Below are 17,109 nucleotides of genomic sequence, written 5' to 3' on the forward strand. Positions count from 1 at the left end.
ATGCGCATCGCCGTCCTCCTTGCCTCCTGCCTGCTGCTCGCCGCGTGCGCCGCCAGGCCGTCGCCCGATGCGTCGGTGGATACCTTGATGGCACGTTACGAGGGCAACGTCCCGGGTGCCTCGTTGCTGGTGATCCGCGACGGTGTGCCGCTGGTGCGGCGCGGTTACGGTTTCGCGGACCTGGAGCACCGCATACCGGCGGCGCCGCAAACCAATTACCGGCTCGCCTCGGTGAGCAAGCAGTTCACGGCCGCCGCGATCCTGCTGCTGGTACAGGACGGCAAGCTTTCCCTCGACGACCGCGCAAGGAAGTGGCTTCCGGAGCTTCCTCCGGCCGCCGACGCCATCACCATCGGCCAGCTGCTGAGCCACCAGGGCGGCCTGGTCGATTACGAGGACGTGATGCCGGCGGATACACGCGTTCCGCTGCGCGACAAGGACGTGCTGGACCTGATGGCCAAAACGGACCACCTCTATTTCGCGCCGGGCACGTCGTACCGCTACAGCAACGGCGGATACGCGATGCTCGCCCTGATCGTGCAGAAGGCCTCGGGCAAGTCCTTCCAGGATTTCCTGCGCCAGCGCATCTTCCTGCCCCTGGGCATGAACAACACGCTGGCGTACGTGAACGAGGGCCCCGCCGTGCCCAACCGCGCCTATGGTTACAGCGAAGAGGGCGGTCGCTGGGTGCGGACCGACCAGAGCATGACCAGTTCCGTGCTGGGCGACGGCGGCATCTATTCGTCCATCGACGACATGGCCCGCTGGGACGCCGCGCTGTACGACAACCGGTTGCTCAGCGAATCGTCGCGTGCCGCGGCATTCACGCCGAAGACGCGCACCGACGATCCGACGGTGGAATACGGTTACGGCTGGCGCATCACGGGGGATTCCCTATGGCATTCGGGTGAGACCATCGGCTTCCGCAACGTGATCGTCCGCTACCCCGGCCGCCACCTGACCGTGATCCTGCTGACCAACCGCAACGACCCCGAACCCTACAAAACCGCCCTAGCGATAGCCCACCGATACCTGTAGGAGCGCGCCTTGCGCGCGACATCTTTTGAGGCCGTGAGCAGCAGGCCCCGTGGCTCCTCTGAAGCGCGCCTGCGCGCGCGACGGCCTTCGTTCCACTCCGAAAGCTGGCGCGCCAGCTCCAGGTCACGGCCTCAACAGCTGTCGTGCGCAAGGCGCGCTCCTACACCTTGGCTTATCATGGTGGTTCCCCGCGACTGCACGGATCCCCCATGTCCACGTTCCGCTTCGCCCTGGCCCAGTTCGACTTCCCGGTGGGTGCTGCCGCTGCCAATGCACGGCGCGTGCAGGCGCTGGCCGAGGAAGCCCGCGACCGGCTGGGTGCCTCGCTGATCGCCTTCCCCGAGCTCACGCTCTCTGGATATCCGCCCGAAGACCTCCTGCAACGCCCGAGCTTCCTCGAAGCCTGCGCGGACGAGCTCGCGGCCCTGGCCCCGAGGATCGAAGGCATCTCCGCGGTCGTGGGCCACCCGGACACGCGCGGCGAAGTATTCAATGCCGCCACGCTCGTGCGCGAAGGCCGCATGGAGTGGACGTACCACAAGCAGGCCCTGCCCAATTACACCGTGTTCGACGAGAAGCGCTATTTCCAGCATGGGGAAAGCACGCGCGTCTTCATGATCGACGGCGTGCGCGTGGGCATGCTGATTTGCGAGGACATCTGGGAAGCCGAACCCGCCGCGCATGCCGCGGAGGCCGGTGCCGAACTGATCCTCGTGATCAACGCGTCGCCTTACGACCGCCGCCAAGCCGCCACGCGCGAGGAACTCCTGCGCCGCCGGGCGACCGAGAATGGCGTGCCCATCGCCTATGTGAACCTCGTGGGAGGGCAGGACGACCTGCTGTTCGACGGTCATTCCCTGCTGGTGCAGGCCGATGGCGAGATCGCGGCCCGGGCGCCGTCGTTCGAAGAGATGCTCCTCGCCGTGGAGTACGACACGGAGACAAAGCGCCTTTCGGCGATCGACTGGCCCGAGGCGGACACGCGGTCGGCGGAGGCGATCATGTACGCCGGCCTCGTGCGCGGCGTGCGCGACTACATCGGCAAGAACGGTTTCTCCGGCGTATTGCTCGGCCTTTCCGGGGGCATCGATTCGGCGCTTACCCTCGCCATTGCGGTCGATGCGCTGGGCAAGGACAAGGTCACCGCGGTAATGATGCCCACCGTGTACACCTCGGACCTGTCCCTGCGCGAGGCCAAGGCACAGGCGGAACAGCTCGGCGTCGAGTACCACGTGCTGCCCATCGAGGGCATCTACGAGGCCTTCACCGGCACGCTGTCGCCGGTCTTCGCCGGACGCGAGCCGGACATCACCGAGGAGAACCTGCAATCGCGCACGCGCGGCGTGCTGCTGATGGCCATGTCTAACAAGACCGGCAAGCTGCTGCTGTCCACCGGCAACAAGAGCGAGATGGCCGTCGGTTACGCCACGCTCTACGGCGACATGTGCGGTGCCTATGCCCCGCTGAAGGACGTGTACAAGACCACGGTCTACGCGCTTTCCCGCTGGCGCGCGGCGATCGACGGCGCGATTCCCCTGGCGGTGATCGACCGCCCGCCCTCGGCGGAGCTGCGCCACGAACAGACCGACCAGGATTCGCTGCCGCCGTACGACCAGCTCGACGCCATCCTCGAGCTGTTCATCGAAGGCGAGGCTTCGGCGGAAGACATCATCGCCGCCGGCTACGACGATGCCACGGTGCGCCGGGTGATCCGCATGGTCTACGTGAACGAGTTCAAGCGCCGCCAGGCTGCGCCGGGGCCGCGCGTGACCACCAAGGCCTTCGGCCGAGAACGCCGCTACCCGATCACCTCAGGCTGGCGCTAGATGTAGGAGCGCGCCTGCGCGCGACGGCTTTTCGCGACTCCCTGCAAGGGCTGGTGGACCGGGGCGGAAGGCTGTCTGATGGACCGGGGCGAAAGACTGTCGCGCGCAAGGCGCGCTCCTACAGCGCGCCGGCTGTACAAGCGTGCGCGGGTCGGGTCAGTGATGCCCGGAGAACGGGATGGCCTTGCGCCAGATCGACGGATGGTACGGCCAGTCCGGGTCCTCGAGGTAAGGATGATTCGGATAGTTCAGGGCCAGCACCTTGCGGGTCTGCTCGGCCAGCGGCTGGCGGTCCAGCGCGATGTAGCTGCGGGTGAGGATGGCCAGCGCGTCGGCCGTCTGCGGCGACTGCTGGTAGTGCTCCACCACGTACTGGGCGCGGTTGGCGGAGGCGATGTACGACTTCGTGCGCAGGTAGTACTCGGCCACGTTGATTTCGAACTGGGCCAGCTGGTTACGCAGGAAGATCATGCGCTGGCGGGCGTCGGTGGCATACGCGCTGTTCGGATAACGCCGGGTCAGCTGGCTGAAATCGTCGAATGCGGTGAGGTTGAAGCCCTGGTCGCGGCGGGTGGAAGCGCCGTCGCCGCGCGACAGGTAGCGCTCGATGAAGCCCCCCGTACGGTCGAAATTGATCAGACCGCGCAGGTAATAGGCATAATCCGCATGCTTGTGGGTCGGAAACGTCTTGATGAAGCGGTTGATCGTCGAGTACGCGTCGTCCGGCTTGTTGTCCTTGTACTGCGCGTAAGCCAGTTCGATCTGCGACTGCTCGTTGATGTCACCCGACGGGAAGCGCGCGATGAGTCGCTGATAGGCCTTCTCGGCCGCGGCGTAGTCGGAATGCTCCAGCGATTCATGGGCATTGGCATAAAGCCGGTCGACCGGCATCGTGTCGATCGTCTCCTTCTTGCTGCGGAACATCGAGCAGGCGCTCATCGACAAGACGAGGACGAGCAGAATGGTGATCTTGGTTGCACGCATTGAGAGAGTTCGGATGCTTGAGCGAAAAGGCATGATAGCCGAAACCGGCCTCTGGCCGGGCGGGGCGGTATGACGACGGTCAGACACGAGGCCACCGTGCCAGTGGCGGCGGCGGGTCGGCGGTTCGACCAGTCCCTGGCGGAGATGTTCCCCGAATACTCCCGGTCCCGCCTCACCGGCTGGATCAAGGAGGGCAAGGTATTGCTGGACGGCGCCCGCGTGGCCCCGCGGCACCTCGTCCGGGGCGGCGAGCAGGTGGCCCTGGAGGCCGAGCTTGAGGCCGAGGTCGACGCCCAGCCCGAGGACATCGCGCTGGACATCCGCTACGAGGACGGCGACCTGATGGTGATCGACAAGCCCGTTGGGCTGGTCGTCCACCCCGGCGCGGGCAATCCGGCGGGCACCCTGCTGAATGCCCTGCTGCACCACAGCCCGGCGCTGGCCGAGCTGCCGCGCGGCGGCATCGTGCATCGCCTGGACAAGGACACGGCCGGCCTGATGGTGGTGGCGAAGAGCATGGCGGCGCATACGGCCCTGGTCGCCATGCTGGCCCGCCACGACGTGCACCGGCAGTACGAGGCCGTGGTGCTGGGCACGATGGTGGCCGGCGGCACCGTGGACCAGCCCATCGGCCGGCACCAGCACGACCGCCTGAAGCAGGGCGTGCGCGATGTCGAGGACGGCGGCAAGGAAGCGATCACCCATTACCGGGTGCGCGAGCGTTTCCGGGCCCACAGCGTGATCCAGTGCAACCTGGAGACCGGCCGTACCCACCAGATCCGTGTGCACATGGCGCACCTGGGCCATCCGCTGGTCGGCGACCAGCTCTACGGCAACGGCCTGCGCCTGCCGCGCGGCGCGAGCCAGGAGCTGATCGATGCCCTGCGCGGCTTCCGGCGCCAGGCCCTGCATGCCGAGAAGCTGGCCTTCGAGCACCCGGTCTCGGGCGAGTACCTGGAGTTCGATTCGCCGCGGCCGGCCGACCAGGACGCGCTGATCGAGGCGCTGCGGGCCGATACCGCGCTGCATCCGATCGAGGAATGAGCATGGGCGAGGCGTGGATCGTGCCGGAATGGGACGCTCCGGCGAACGTGGGGGCGGCCGTGTCGACGCGCCTGGGCCCCGGCGTGTCCGTTCCACCGTACGACCGGTTGAACCTCGGTCTGCGTTCCGGCGACGACCCGGCCGCCGTCACGGCGAACCGCGCGGCCGTGTCGCTGGCTCTGGCGCTGCCGGCGCCACCCCTCTGGCTGCGCCAGGTGCACGGCCACGAGGTAGCCGATGCGGCGGTCGCGGCGGACTCCGGCGAGGAGCCGGTTGCCGATGCAGCGGTGGCGCGGGGACCGGGCAGGGTGCTGGCCATCCTCACGGCGGATTGCCTCCCCGTGCTCTTCGCCAGCGCCGACGGGGGTAGCATCGGCGCGGCCCACGCCGGCTGGCGCGGACTGGCGGCCGGCGTGCTCGAAAACACCGTCGCCCGGATGGGCGTGCCGCCCAGTTCGCTGGTCGCCTGGCTTGGCCCCGCCATCGGCGGGGTTTCCTACGAGGTGGGTGCCGAGGTGCGCGCGGCCTTCGTCGAAGGAGATCCGGCGGCGGACGAGGCCTTTACGCCGACCCGGCCGGGGCATTGGACCTGCGATCTTTACATGCTGGCGCGCAGCAAGCTGGCGGCGGCGGGCGTGCAGCGGGTATCCGGCGGCGGCTTCGACACGTTCCGCGACGAGCGCTTGTATTCGTATCGCCGGGAGGGTGCCGCGAGCGGGCGGTTTGCGTCCCTGATCTGGACCTCCAGGGACATGTAGGAGCGCGCACCGCGCGCGACATCTTTTCGCGAGAGCCTGCACGGGCTTTTGCGGACCGGGGCGAAAGGCTGTCGCGCGCGTTGCGCGCTCCTACAGCGCGCTAGCGCTCGTACACCGTCATCGGCGAAGGGATGTAGATTTCCGGCTTCACCCGCGGCGGCTCGGTGAGCGCGTGCAGGAATGCGTTGCGCCACGTCGTGATGTCGTTGCGTTCCAGCACGTCCATCATCGACTGCCAGCGCATGCGCCGCTCCTTGAGCGGCATTTCCAGCGCGCGTTTCAGGGCCTCGGACACTTCGTCCAGGTCGGAAGGATTCACCAGCAACGCGGCATCGAGTTCCTGCGCCGCGCCGGCGAATCGCGACAGCACGAGCACGCCCGGATCCTGCGGGTCCTGGCAGGCGACGTACTCCTTCGCGACGAGGTTCATGCCGTCGCGCAGCGGCGTCACCAGGCCGACCTTCGCCACGCGGAAATACCCCGCCAGCACCTTATGGGCGAAGGACTTGTTCACGTAGCGGATCGGCACCCAGTCCGGCTCGGCGTACTGCCCGTTGATGTGCCCCGCGCTGCGCTCCAGTTCGCGGCGCAGGGAGCGGTATTCCGGCACGTCCGAACGTGACGGCGGCGCAATCTGCAGGAGCGACACGCGGCCGCGCATCTCTTTGTGGTCGCGCAGCAGCCGGGCGAAACCCTCGAAGCGTTCCGGAAGGCCCTTCGAATAGTCGAGGCGGTCCACGCCGATGATCAGGGCGCGATCGTCGATCGATGCCTTGAGCTTGGCCACGGCGCCGCTGTCCTCCGCGCGGTGGGCCAGCTCCACCGCTTCGGCGGTATCGATGCTGATCGGGAAGACTCCGGCGCGGAAGATCCGCCCGTTGGCGGCGCGGATGCGGCCGCCCGTGCGCATGGCGGCGCCCAGTTCGTGGAGGAAGTAGTCTTCCAGCGCGCGCAGGTCGCGCTGCGTGTGCACGCCGACGAGATCGTAGGAAGCCAGCGGCTCCAGCAGTTCGCGGTGGCGCGGCAGCGTGATCAGCAAGCCCGCCGCCGGAAGCGGCGTGTGCAGGAAGAAACCGATGCGGTTTTCCACCCCCAGCTCGCGCAGCATGGCCGCGAGCGGAATCAGGTGGTAGTCGTGCACCCAGACGATATCGTCCTTGTGCAGCAGCTTTGCCACGCGCTCCGCGAAGATGCGGTTGACCCGCAGGTAGCCTTCCAGGTGGTCCCGCCGGTAATCGACGAGGTCGCCGCGATAATGGAACAGCGGCCACAGCGCCCGGTTGGCGAAACCGCTGTAGTAGTCGTCATGGTCCGTCTTGGACATGTCGATCGTGGCGTAGCTGATGTTCCCGTCGCGGACCTCGTGCAACTCCTTGCCGGTCTCCGCGGCGATGTTCCCGCTCCAGCCGAACCAGAGCCCGCCCATTTCCTGCAGCGCCGCGTTCATGGCGGACGCCAATCCGCCTGTCTGCGTCTGCTTCGGCAGCGCGACGCGGTTCGATATGACGACTAATCGACTCATTGTCTCGCTGCGGCTCCTCGCGTCAATGCAGCTTTCACGGAATTCAGCCAAGCATGGACATCGGCCGGGCTAGACAATGTGAACACGGCGCATGACGGCGTTCTTGCACCGACGCGTACGGATGCGCCGCCGCGATCGTTGACCGTGGCGAAGGCATGTTCGTCGGTGAGGTCGTCGCCGAGGTACACCGGGTGCCTGCCCAGGAAGGGCGCCGCGTCGAGGAGGGTGGCCACCGCCACGCCCTTGTCCATGCCCCGTGGCTTGAATTCGTAGACGTAGCTGCCCGGCTGCAGTTCGAAACCTCTGAAGCGCGCGGCAATGGCAGGCGCGAGGCGCTCCAGTTCCGCCGAATATTCGGGATGCTCGCGGCAATGCAGCGCCACCGACCAGCTCTTGTCCTCCACGCGTACGCCCGGCATGCGCGCGGCGACGGCGTGGACCGCCTCGCGCAGGCTGGCCAGCTCGCCGGCATCGACGGGAACGGTGGTCGTGCTCCCGTCCGCCCGACGGAGTTCGAGGCCATGCTGCCCGGCTGCCGCCCACTGTGGTCGCCCGAAGATCCTGTCTAGGCCCGCAATGGCGCGTCCGCTGACCAGGGCCAGCGCGCCGCCAAGCGCGTCGCGGATGGCGTCCAGCGTGTCGAGCATGCCGTCCGGGACCACGACGCGGTCCGGATCGTCGGCGAAGGCGAGGAGGGTGCCGTCGGCATCGAGGAACAGGGCCGTGGCGGGCGTGACGAGTTCGGCGGGCGGGCGGGGCAGGCTGGCGGCGGTCACGTGGAGTCCGGTGTCGGGGTATCCCCGCAAGCATGCACGCCAGGCCGTGAAAATACCGCTGCCCGCAGCGGTGTAGGAGCGCGCCTTTGCGCGCGACAGCTTTTGGGGCCGTGAGCCACAGGGCCTGGTGCTCTTGGCGAAAAGCTGTCGCGCGCAAGGCGCGCTCCTACAACCCCTCCCGCCGTTGAAGGTTGGGCAAGGAACCCGCATCTGTGTCGCCAGAGAGGCGGTCGCGGGGAGGGCCCGGGGCGCGCCATGACCTTCGGAGAAAACACGATGCGAATGGACAAACTCACGTCGCGCTTCCAGCAGGCACTGGCCGACGCGCAGTCGCTGGCCGTCGGCCGCGACCACAACATCCTCGAGCCGGTCCACCTGCTCGCCGCACTGCTCGACCAGCAGGGCGGTTCCACGGCGCCCCTGCTGACCCAGGCCCAGGTGAACGTGCCCGCGCTGCGTCAGCGCCTGGGCGAGATCCTCGAGCGCCTGCCCCGGGTCAGCGGCCAGGAAGGCAGCATCAGCCTGGGCAACGACCTCAATCGCCTGCTCAACCTCACCGACAAGCTGGCCCAGCAGCGCGGCGACCAGTTCATCGCGAGCGAACTGTTCGTCCTCGCGGCGCTGGAGGATCGCGGCGAGACCGGTGGCGCCCTGAAGGCGGCCGGCGCCACGAAGGAACGCCTGGAAGCCGCCATCGAGAAACTGCGCGGCGGCGAGAAGGTGCAGTCGGAGAACGCCGAGGACCAGCGCCAGGCGCTGGAGAAGTACACCATCGACCTCACCGAGCGCGCCGAGAGCGGCAAGCTCGACCCGGTGATCGGCCGTGACGAGGAAATCCGCCGCACGATCCAGGTGCTGCAGCGCCGTACCAAGAACAATCCCGTGCTGATCGGCGAGCCCGGCGTCGGCAAGACAGCCATCGTCGAAGGCCTGGCCCAGCGCATCGTCAACGGCGAGGTGCCCGAGGGCCTGCGCGACAAGCGCGTGCTTTCGCTCGACATGGGTTCGCTGATCGCCGGCGCGAAATTCCGCGGCGAATTCGAGGAGCGCCTGAAGGGCGTGCTGAGCGACCTTTCCAAGCAGGAAGGCCGGGTAATCCTCTTCATCGACGAGCTGCACACCATGGTCGGCGCGGGCAAGGCCGATGGCGCGATGGACGCCGGCAACATGCTGAAGCCGGCGCTGGCCCGCGGCGAACTGCATTGCATCGGCGCGACCACGCTCGACGAATACCGCAAATACGTGGAGAAGGACGCCGCGCTAGAACGCCGCTTCCAGAAAGTGTTCGTGGGCGAGCCCAGCGTGGAAGACACCATCGCGATCCTGCGCGGCCTGAAGGAGCGCTACGCGGTGCACCACGGCGTGGAGATCACCGACCCGGCGATCGTCGCGGCGGCGACCTTGTCCGCGCGCTACATCCCCGATCGCCAACTCCCTGATAAGGCCATCGACCTGATGGACGAGGCCGCTTCGCGCATCCGCATGGAAATCGATTCCAAGCCGGAAGAGCTGGACCGCCTGGAGCGCCGGCTCATCCAGCTGAAGATCCAGCGCGAGATGCTGAAGAAGGAACAGGACGAGGAATCGAAGCAGCGCCTCGCCAACCTGGAATCCGACATCGAAAAGCTCGACCGCGAATTCTCCGACCTCAACGAGGTGTGGAAGTCGGAGAAGGCCACGCTCCAGGGCGCCACCAAGATCAAGGAGCAGATCGAACAGGCCCGCCTGGAACTGGAGGCCGCGCAACGCCGCCAGGATTACGGCGCGATGAGCGAGATCCAGTATGGCCGCCTGCCGGCACTGGAAAGCCAGCTGGCCGCCGCGCAGAAGGCGGAAAAGCAAGACTTCACGCTACTGCAGGATCGCGTCACTGCGGAAGAGATCGCCGAGGTGGTCGCGCGCTGGACCGGCATCCCGGTGGCGAAGATGCTCGAGGGCGAGCGCGAGAAGCTGCTGCACATGGAAGAGGCGCTGCATGGGCGCGTCGTCGGCCAGGACGAAGCGGTGCGAGCCGTCTCGGACGCGATCCGCCGCGCGCGCGCGGGCCTTTCCGATCCGAACCGTCCTTACGGTTCGTTCCTGTTCCTCGGCCCCACGGGCGTGGGCAAGACGGAGCTGTGCAAGGCGCTGGCCGATTTCCTCTTCGACACGCAGGACGCGATGGTCCGCATCGACATGAGCGAGTTCATGGAGAAGCATTCCGTGAGCCGCCTGGTCGGCGCGCCCCCGGGCTACGTGGGCTACGAGGAAGGCGGCTACCTCACGGAGGCGGTACGCCGCCGCCCGTACAGCGTGATCCTGCTCGACGAGGTCGAGAAGGCGCATCCGGACGTCTTCAACATCCTGCTCCAGGTCCTCGACGACGGGCGCCTGACGGACGGCCAGGGCCGCACGGTGGATTTCCGCAACACCGTCATCGTGATGACCTCCAACCTCGGTTCGAACCTCATCCAGGAACAGGCTGGCGACAGCGAGGCGGACTACCTGCAGATGAAGGCCTCGGTGCTGGGCGTGGTGCAGGCGCACTTCCGCCCGGAGTTCATCAACCGCCTGGACGACCTCGTGGTCTTCCGCCCGCTCGACAAGAAGCAGATCCGTTCCATCGCGCGCATCCAGCTCGACTACCTGGCCCGGCGCCTCGCCGACCGCCAGCTGTCGCTGGACCTCACCGACCGGGCGCTCGACCTGCTTGGCAGCGCGGGCTTCGATCCGGTGTACGGGGCGCGGCCGCTGAAGCGGGCGATCCAGCAGCAACTGGAGAATCCGCTGGCGCAGCGCATCCTGCAGGGGGCGTTTTCGCCCGGGCAGACGGTGCGCGTCGATTCCGACGGAAACCACCTCATCTTCGAGGCGGCATAATTGTAGGAGCGGACCTTGTCCGCGACAGCCTTTCGCGGTGGGGCGGCAGGTCCTGCTGCTCTTCGCGAGGAGCTGTCGCGGACAAGGTCCGCTCCTACAGTGCACCTCATGACTGTCAAGCAACCGAGATCACCATGCCCATCTACGAATTCCAGTGCCAGGCCTGCGGCCATCGTTTCGACCGTTTGCAGAAGATCTCCGATCCGGACCCGGCCACCTGTCCCAGCTGCGCCGGACCGCGCGTCGGGAGGATGCTGAGCGCACCGCAGTTCCGCCTGGCTGGCAGCGGCTGGTACGAAACCGACTTCAAGAAGGACACCGACAAGAAGCGGAACCTCGCCGAAGGGTCGTCCGGTGCACCGGCTCCCGCGCCTGCGCCCGCTCCCGCACCGGCCGCGGCGTCGGGCTCGTCGTCTTCCACGTAAGCGGGCGCTCGTCGTCCTTAACTGACAGGAATCGCCTCAAAAGTCCTACGACATATTTAAGGGGCGTTGAAGCGGCCTCCGATAACGTGCGGTGACGCGTATGGAGGTAATCATGAAAGGAATTCTCGGGCTGGCGTCCACGCTGGCCATCGGTATGGTGGCCCTGTCCGGCCCGCAAGAGGCACAGGCGGGCTGGGGCGCGGCGACGGTGAACTGCTACAGCGAGGGCGGCCACCGCTCACACTGCCGGGTGCCCTGGCGCGACGCACGTCTGGTCCGCCAGGACTCCCGCGCCGCCTGCGTGCGTGGCCATACCTGGGGCATGGATCGCGGCGGCATCTGGGTCGACGACGGTTGTCGCGGCATCTTCGCAGACGCCTATGCCGGGCATGGCCGGGATGACGGCCACCACTACGACAGCCACCACTACGACAGCCACCACGACGACGATCACCACGCCTACGAGGGCGATCTGGTATGGCGCGCCCCGGCCCGTCCGGCCTACAGTGGCCGCGCCGGTGGCGATGGCCGCATCGTCTCCTGCGACAGCAACGACAACAGGCGCGTGTTCTGCCGCTGGCCCATCGGGCACGGCGCGCGCCTGGTCGAGCAGACCTCGCGCAGCGACTGCCGTGAGGGATACAGCTATGGCTTCATGCACGACGGCATTTGGGCCGCCAAGGGCTGCCGCGGCAAGTTCGACATCGGGCACTGATGTGCGGGAGAGCGTTCTTGCGATCCGTTCAATCATCGTTGCGGATACCTCCGATAATTTGCGATCACACACATGGGAGGTAGGGACATGAAGAGCATCCTGGCCATGGCCGCCACCGTCGCCCTCGGCGCGGCGGCCTTCGCGGCTCCGCACGCGGCGCACGCACAGCGCGGCGGCGACACCGTCAACTGCTACAGCGACAACGGCCGCCGGTCCTACTGCCGGGTGCCCTGGCGCGACGCCCGCCTCGTCCGGCAGGACTCCAAGACCGACTGCATCCGTGGCCGCACCTGGGACATCGATCGCGGCGGACTGTGGGTCGACAACGGCTGCCGCGGCATCTTCCAGGAAGCCCGCGGATGGGGTGGCGGCGGCCGTCCGGGCTGGGACGACCGCCCGGGCTGGGGCGGCGGTCCCGGCGGCGGCGACGGCCGCATCGTTTCCTGCGACAGCAACGACAATAAGCGCGTGTTTTGCCGTTGGCCGATCGGTCGCGGTGCGCGCCTCGTGGAGCAGACCTCGCAAAGCAACTGTCGCGAGGGATACAGCTACGGCTTCACCCGGGACGGCATCTGGGCCGATCACGGCTGCCGCGGCAAGTTCGCCATCGGCCGCTGAGCGCCTGTCCCAAGGCGTTGGAGAGCCCCGGCTCGTGGTACGATCCGGGGTCTTTTCTCCAGAGTTACCAGCGCATGCGCACCCACCTTTGCGGACTCATCGACGAGTCGCTGATCGGCCAGAACGTCACCCTCTGCGGATGGGTCAACACCCTGCGCCTCCAGAGCCATGTGGCCTTCGTCGACCTGCGCGACCACGAGGGTATCGCCCAGGTGGTGATCGAGCGTGAAAACGCCGCCGCCTTCGCCGTCGCCGGCGGGCTGGGTTATGAGTTCGTGGTGAAGGTCACCGGCCAGGTCCGCAAGCGACTGTCGGCCAACGACAAGCTCAGGACCGGCACGGTCGAGGTCCTGGCGGACAGGGTCGAGATCCTCAACGCCGCGCGCGACCTCCCGTTCGCGCTGCACGAATCGCCGAACGAGGACCTGCGGATGACCTACCGCTACCTCGACCTGCGCCGTCCGGAGATGCAGAAGATGATGCGCACGCGCACCGCGCTGGTGCGCGAACTGCGCCGCTACCTCGACGCCGCCGGCTTCCAGGACATCGAAACCCCGATCCTGACCAAGGCCACGCCGGAGGGTGCGCGCGATTACCTCGTGCCGAGCCGCGTGCATCCGGGCCAGTTCTATGCCCTCCCGCAGTCGCCCCAGCTGTTCAAGCAGATCCTGATGATGGCCGGCTTCGACCGCTACTACCAGATCGCCCGCTGCTTCCGCGACGAAGACCTGCGTGCCGACCGTCAGCCGGAATTCACCCAGCTCGACCTCGAGTTCGCCTTCGTGGAAGAACGCGACGTGCAGGACTTCGTCGAGAACCTGATCCGCCACGTGTTCCGCGAAGTGCGCCAGGTGGAACTCGACGCGGTATTCCCGCGGATGACTTACGAGGAAGCGATGCGCCGTTTCGGGTCGGACAAGCCGGACCTGCGCATTCCTCTGGAGCTGGTGGACGTCGCCGGCGCGGTGAAGCACGTGGAGTTCAAGGTGTTCTCCGGCCCCGCCAACGATCCCGCCGGCCGCGTGGCCGCGCTGCGCGTGCCGGGTGCCGCCGATCTCTCCCGCAAGGATATCGACGGCCTCACCGAATACGCCGCCAAGTACGGCGCGAAGGGCCTCGCCTGGCTGAAGGTGGAGGACCTTGCCAAGGGCCGCGACGGCATCAATTCGCCGGTGGCCAAGTTCCTCGACGACGCGGCGCTTGAGCAGGTGCTCAAGCTCACCGGTGCGGGCACGGGCGACATCGTGTTCTTCGGCGCAGGCGCCTGGAAGACCGTCACCGATTTCATGGGCGCGCTGCGCATCAAGCTGGGCCGCGACCGTGGCATGGTCGAAAACAGCTGGAAGCCGCTGTGGGTCACCGACTTCCCGATGTTCGAATACGACGAGGAAGAAAAGCGCTTCGTCGCGCTCCACCATCCGTTCACCGCGCCGAAGGTCGACGATATCGCCGACCTGCGCGCCAACGCCGCCGTGGCGGTGAGCCGCGGTTACGACATGGTGCTCAACGGCAACGAGATCGGCGGCGGTTCCATCCGCATCCACCGGCCGGAAATGCAGAGCGCCGTGTTCGAGCTCCTCGGCATCGGCGAAGAAGAGGCGGAGGCCAAGTTCGGCTTCCTGCTGAAGGCGCTGCGCCTCGGTGCGCCGCCCCACGGCGGTCTCGCGTTCGGCATCGACCGCATCGCCGCGCTGATGGCCGGCACGGAATCCATCCGCGACGTCATCGCCTTCCCGAAGACCACCAGCGCACAGGACCTCATGACCGACGCGCCGTCGCAGGTGTCGGAGCCGCAGTTGAAGGAGCTGCACGTGCGCGTGGCCACCGCGGAGCCGGCGAAAGCCTGACCCGGATGGCCCGATGACCGCCTCCCAGATCCACGTCCTGCTGTTGCACGGGCTGTGGATGCGCGGCTTCGCCATGGCCATGCTGCACCGGCGCCTCCGCGAGGAAGGCTTCCAGGTGCACCAGTTCGAATACATGAGCGTGGCCGCGCCGCCGGAACAGGCGATCGCGCGGCTGCGCAAGCGCATCCGCGCACTGGCCCCCGGTCCCGTGCACGTGGTGGGCCACAGCCTGGGCGGCATCCTCGCCCTGCTGGCCTGCCGCGAAGACGACCTTCCGGAGGGGCGCATCGTCTGCCTGGGCTCGCCGCTGAACGGTAGCGGTGCCGCCCGCGGCCTCACCCATCGCTGGGGCGGCGACATGCTCCTGGGGCGTTCGAAAGAGCTGCTCGAGCACGGCCTCGACCGCTGGGACGGCCGCCGCGAGGTGGGCGTCATCGCGGGGCGCCAGCCGGTGGGCCTCGGGTCGCTGGTCGGCGACGTAGGCAGCGAGCACGACGGTTCCGTCGGCGTCGAGGAAACCCGGCTTCCGGGCCTGACGGCGCACTGCGTCCTGGAAACCAGCCATACGGGCATGCTGGTTTCGGCCGATGTGGCCCGCCAGGTGGCATGCTTCCTGCGCGAAGGCCGCTTCGACACCCCTCCGGCCCCGCCCGCGTAGGAGCGCGCCTGCGCGCGACAGCCTTTCGCCCCGGTGGGCAGGCGTGCGTGCCAGCCCCAAGTTCACCGCCCCAAAACATGTCGCGCGCAGGGCGCGCTCCTACAGGGGGCGCAGTTCCGCTAGAATCGCGCCCCTGTCCGTCCGGTATGTCCAGGAATCGAACATGGGTAGAGGCCCGTCCATCGAAGGTCGCAAGAATGCCGAAGACGCCAAGCGCGCCAAGGTGTTCACCAAGCTGATCCGGGAAATCACCATCGCCACGCGCGGCGGCGTGCCCGACCCGAACGGCAACCCGCGCCTGCGCGCCGCCGTCGACAAGGCGCTGGCCGCCAACATGACCAAGGACACCATCGAACGCGCGATCAAGCGTGGTTCCGGTGCCGAGGGCGGTGCGGACATGCACGAGATCCGTTACGAGGGCTATGGCCCGGCGGGCACCGCGCTGATCATCGACTGCGTCACCGACAACCAGACCCGCACCGTGGCGGACGTGCGTTCCGCGCTCAACAAGTTCGGCGGCAACATGGGCACCACCAACTCGGTGGCGTTCCAGTTCACCCGCGTGGGCCAGGTGGTGGTGCACACCGGCGGCGACGCCGGGGTGGAGGCGAAGCTGGAAGAGGCGGCCATCGAGAATAACGCCGAGGACATCGCGATCGAGAACGGCGTGGGCACCGTGCTGCTCGCCTCCGATCCGATCGCCGTCGAGGCCATGCGCAAGGCGCTGGTGGCGGCCGGCTTCGACGTCGAGAGTTCCGACGTCGTCATGCGTCCCAACGGCCCGCTCGTCACGCCGGCCGGCGAGGCGCTGGAGCAGTTCGAGAAGCTGCTCGAACGCCTGAACTCGCTCGACGACGTCGACGAGGTCTACCACAACGCCATCCTGCCGGTCCGCGACGAGGGCTGAAGCCCCGTCTACCCCATGATCCGCATCCTCGGTATCGACCCGGGCAGCCAGCGTACCGGCGTCGGCGTCATCGACGTGGCGGAGAACGGCGCGCTGCGCCACGTCTGGCACGGCGCGCTCATGGTGGCGGCGGAGGCCAGTTTTCCCCTGCGCCTGAAACGCATATTTGACGAACTGTGCGGCATCATCGGCGAGCACGGTCCGGCGGAAGCCGCGATCGAGCGCGTGTTCATGGCACGCAACGCGGATTCGGCCCTCAAGCTGGGCCAGGCCCGCGGTGCGGCCGTATGTGCCGTGGTCAGCCAGGGAATCGTCGTGCACGAGTACGCAGCGACCGAGGTGAAGCAGGCAGTGGTCGGCACCGGCCGTGCCGACAAGGCCCAGGTCCAGCACATGATCGGCATCATCCTCGGCATCAAGGGCCCGCTGCAGGCGGATGCCGCCGACGCGCTGGCGATCGCGATCGCCCATGCGCATACCCGTTCCAGCATCGAACGCGTGGGCATCCCGCGCACGGCATGGAGACGTCGCCGATGATCGGCCGCCTGCGTGGCACCCTGGTAAGCAAGCAGCCCCCGTCCCTGCTCATCGAGGTGGGCGGCGTGGGTTATGAAGTCGACGCACCGATGTCGACCATCTACGACCTCCCGGCCACCGGCAGGGAAGTGATCCTGCTCACCCACTATGCGGTGAAGGAAGACGGGGTGGCGCTCTATGGTTTCCTGCGCGAGGCCGAGCGGGCGATGTTCCGCAACCTGCTCAAGGTCAGCGGCATCGGCGCGAAGATCGCGCTGGCCGTGCTTTCCGGCGTCGCCACCGACGAACTCTCGCGGCTCGTGCATGCCGGCGACGTCGTGGCGCTGACCAAGATTCCCGGCATCGGCAAGAAAACGGCCGAACGCATGGTGGTGGAACTGCGCGACCGCGTGGATGCCGTCGGCGTACGCCTGCCGGCCGGCAGCATGGGCGAAGCCGCTCCTGTGGATCCCGTGGGTGAGGCGACGGTCGCCCTGCAGCAACTCGGTTACAAGCCGGTGGAAGCGTCGCGGCTGGTGCAGAAGGCGGCCGCCGAAGGCGATTCGGCCGAGGCCATCATCCGCAAGGCGCTGCGCGCGGCGCTCGGAGGTTGAGA

16 protein-coding genes are annotated in these 17,109 nt (G+C 67.6%); 13 read left to right on the forward strand and 3 right to left on the reverse strand.

What is annotated here, in order from left to right:
- Together ACR9ZH_RS00625 and ACR9ZH_RS00630 are read left to right on the forward strand one after the other, a co-directional pair.
- Positions 1 to 1,038 carry a serine hydrolase domain-containing protein gene (locus ACR9ZH_RS00625; protein ID WP_481288816.1) on the forward strand — a complete coding sequence of 346 codons (1,038 nt, stop codon included), beginning with the start codon at positions 1 to 3 and terminating at the stop codon, positions 1,036 to 1,038.
- Between the two features lie 209 nt (positions 1,039 to 1,247).
- Positions 1,248 to 2,864 carry an NAD+ synthase gene (locus tag ACR9ZH_RS00630; RefSeq protein ID WP_481288817.1) on the forward strand — a complete coding sequence of 539 codons (1,617 nt, stop codon included), beginning with the start codon at positions 1,248 to 1,250 and terminating at the stop codon, positions 2,862 to 2,864.
- Positions 2,865 to 3,020: 156 nt separating this feature from the next.
- Here ACR9ZH_RS00630 and ACR9ZH_RS00635 read toward each other — a convergent pair whose 3' ends face one another.
- The gene (locus tag ACR9ZH_RS00635; protein WP_481288818.1) at positions 3,021 to 3,848 is read right to left on the reverse strand and encodes an outer membrane protein assembly factor BamD; all 828 of its coding nucleotides are present in this window, start codon (positions 3,846 to 3,848) and stop codon (positions 3,021 to 3,023) included.
- Between the two features lie 69 nt (positions 3,849 to 3,917).
- On the opposite strand from ACR9ZH_RS00635, the gene rluD reads away from it, so the two are divergent.
- Positions 3,918 to 4,892, forward strand: a complete 975-nt coding sequence (rluD, locus tag ACR9ZH_RS00640; protein WP_481288819.1) for a 23S rRNA pseudouridine(1911/1915/1917) synthase RluD — start codon at positions 3,918 to 3,920, stop codon at positions 4,890 to 4,892.
- A gap of 2 nt (positions 4,893 to 4,894) precedes the next feature.
- Positions 4,895 to 5,650 carry a peptidoglycan editing factor PgeF gene (pgeF, locus tag ACR9ZH_RS00645; RefSeq protein WP_481288820.1) on the forward strand — a complete coding sequence of 252 codons (756 nt, stop codon included), beginning with the start codon at positions 4,895 to 4,897 and terminating at the stop codon, positions 5,648 to 5,650.
- A gap of 100 nt (positions 5,651 to 5,750) precedes the next feature.
- On the opposite strand, the gene otsA is transcribed toward pgeF, so the two are convergent.
- Positions 5,751 to 7,172, reverse strand: a complete 1,422-nt coding sequence (otsA, locus tag ACR9ZH_RS00650) for an alpha,alpha-trehalose-phosphate synthase (UDP-forming) (RefSeq protein ID WP_481288821.1) — start codon at positions 7,170 to 7,172, stop codon at positions 5,751 to 5,753.
- A complete protein-coding gene (otsB, locus tag ACR9ZH_RS00655) occupies positions 7,169 to 7,948 on the reverse strand; it encodes a trehalose-phosphatase (RefSeq protein WP_481288822.1) in 780 nt (259 codons plus the stop codon). The genes otsA and otsB overlap by 4 nt, the downstream gene beginning before the upstream one ends.
- Positions 7,949 to 8,224: 276 nt before the next feature.
- Here otsB and clpB point away from each other — a divergent pair, with 276 nt between their 5' ends.
- From clpB to ruvA, 9 genes are all read left to right on the forward strand, one after another.
- The gene (gene clpB / locus ACR9ZH_RS00660; RefSeq protein ID WP_481288823.1) at positions 8,225 to 10,807 is read left to right on the forward strand and encodes an ATP-dependent chaperone ClpB; all 2,583 of its coding nucleotides are present in this window, start codon (positions 8,225 to 8,227) and stop codon (positions 10,805 to 10,807) included.
- Between the two features lie 134 nt (positions 10,808 to 10,941).
- Complete coding sequence (locus ACR9ZH_RS00665; RefSeq protein WP_481288824.1) at positions 10,942 to 11,232, forward strand: FmdB family zinc ribbon protein; 291 nt, start codon at positions 10,942 to 10,944, stop codon at positions 11,230 to 11,232.
- Between the two features lie 112 nt (positions 11,233 to 11,344).
- Positions 11,345 to 11,947 (forward strand): DUF3011 domain-containing protein, encoded by a 603-nt coding sequence (locus tag ACR9ZH_RS00670; RefSeq protein ID WP_481288825.1) that lies wholly within the window; start codon positions 11,345 to 11,347, stop codon positions 11,945 to 11,947.
- An 87-nt stretch (positions 11,948 to 12,034) separates the two neighbouring features.
- Positions 12,035 to 12,565 carry a DUF3011 domain-containing protein gene (locus tag ACR9ZH_RS00675; RefSeq protein ID WP_481288826.1) on the forward strand — a complete coding sequence of 177 codons (531 nt, stop codon included), beginning with the start codon at positions 12,035 to 12,037 and terminating at the stop codon, positions 12,563 to 12,565.
- A gap of 74 nt (positions 12,566 to 12,639) precedes the next feature.
- On the forward strand, positions 12,640 to 14,412 hold the full coding sequence (gene aspS, locus ACR9ZH_RS00680) for an aspartate--tRNA ligase (protein WP_481288827.1): 1,773 nt from the start codon (positions 12,640 to 12,642) through the stop codon (positions 14,410 to 14,412).
- 13 nt (positions 14,413 to 14,425) lie between these two features.
- Positions 14,426 to 15,070 carry an esterase/lipase family protein gene (locus tag ACR9ZH_RS00685; protein WP_481288828.1) on the forward strand — a complete coding sequence of 215 codons (645 nt, stop codon included), beginning with the start codon at positions 14,426 to 14,428 and terminating at the stop codon, positions 15,068 to 15,070.
- Between the two features lie 163 nt (positions 15,071 to 15,233).
- Positions 15,234 to 15,977: a YebC/PmpR family DNA-binding transcriptional regulator gene (locus tag ACR9ZH_RS00690; RefSeq protein WP_481288829.1), complete on the forward strand. Its 744-nt coding sequence runs from the start codon at positions 15,234 to 15,236 to the stop codon at positions 15,975 to 15,977.
- Between the two features lie 15 nt (positions 15,978 to 15,992).
- Complete coding sequence (gene ruvC, locus ACR9ZH_RS00695) at positions 15,993 to 16,514, forward strand: crossover junction endodeoxyribonuclease RuvC (protein ID WP_481288830.1); 522 nt, start codon at positions 15,993 to 15,995, stop codon at positions 16,512 to 16,514.
- Positions 16,511 to 17,107, forward strand: a complete 597-nt coding sequence (ruvA, locus tag ACR9ZH_RS00700; RefSeq protein WP_481288831.1) for a Holliday junction branch migration protein RuvA — start codon at positions 16,511 to 16,513, stop codon at positions 17,105 to 17,107. Before ruvC ends, ruvA begins: the two co-directional genes overlap by 4 nt.
- Positions 17,108 to 17,109: the final 2 nt, after the last annotated feature.

Source organism: Luteibacter sp. SVR4-7G, assembly GCF_056755555.1.

Excerpts from the sequence above, each read along its gene's own strand:
- ACR9ZH_RS00625 (WP_481288816.1), top strand. The coding sequence starts at position 1 with ATGCGCATCGCCGTCCTCCTTGCCTCCTGCCTGCTGCTCGCCGCGTGC.
- ACR9ZH_RS00630 (WP_481288817.1), top strand. The coding sequence starts at position 1,248 with ATGTCCACGTTCCGCTTCGCCCTGGCCCAGTTCGACTTCCCGGTGGGT.
- ACR9ZH_RS00635 (WP_481288818.1), bottom strand. The coding sequence starts at position 3,848 with ATGCGTGCAACCAAGATCACCATTCTGCTCGTCCTCGTCTTGTCGATG.
- rluD (WP_481288819.1), top strand. The coding sequence starts at position 3,918 with ATGACGACGGTCAGACACGAGGCCACCGTGCCAGTGGCGGCGGCGGGT.
- pgeF (WP_481288820.1), top strand. The coding sequence starts at position 4,895 with ATGGGCGAGGCGTGGATCGTGCCGGAATGGGACGCTCCGGCGAACGTG.
- otsA (WP_481288821.1), bottom strand. The coding sequence starts at position 7,172 with ATGAGTCGATTAGTCGTCATATCGAACCGCGTCGCGCTGCCGAAGCAG.
- clpB (WP_481288823.1), top strand. The coding sequence starts at position 8,225 with ATGCGAATGGACAAACTCACGTCGCGCTTCCAGCAGGCACTGGCCGAC.
- ACR9ZH_RS00665 (WP_481288824.1), top strand. The coding sequence starts at position 10,942 with ATGCCCATCTACGAATTCCAGTGCCAGGCCTGCGGCCATCGTTTCGAC.
- ACR9ZH_RS00670 (WP_481288825.1), top strand. The coding sequence starts at position 11,345 with ATGAAAGGAATTCTCGGGCTGGCGTCCACGCTGGCCATCGGTATGGTG.
- ACR9ZH_RS00675 (WP_481288826.1), top strand. The coding sequence starts at position 12,035 with ATGAAGAGCATCCTGGCCATGGCCGCCACCGTCGCCCTCGGCGCGGCG.
- aspS (WP_481288827.1), top strand. The coding sequence starts at position 12,640 with ATGCGCACCCACCTTTGCGGACTCATCGACGAGTCGCTGATCGGCCAG.
- ACR9ZH_RS00685 (WP_481288828.1), top strand. The coding sequence starts at position 14,426 with ATGACCGCCTCCCAGATCCACGTCCTGCTGTTGCACGGGCTGTGGATG.
- ACR9ZH_RS00690 (WP_481288829.1), top strand. The coding sequence starts at position 15,234 with ATGGGTAGAGGCCCGTCCATCGAAGGTCGCAAGAATGCCGAAGACGCC.
- ruvC (WP_481288830.1), top strand. The coding sequence starts at position 15,993 with ATGATCCGCATCCTCGGTATCGACCCGGGCAGCCAGCGTACCGGCGTC.
- ruvA (WP_481288831.1), top strand. The coding sequence starts at position 16,511 with ATGATCGGCCGCCTGCGTGGCACCCTGGTAAGCAAGCAGCCCCCGTCC.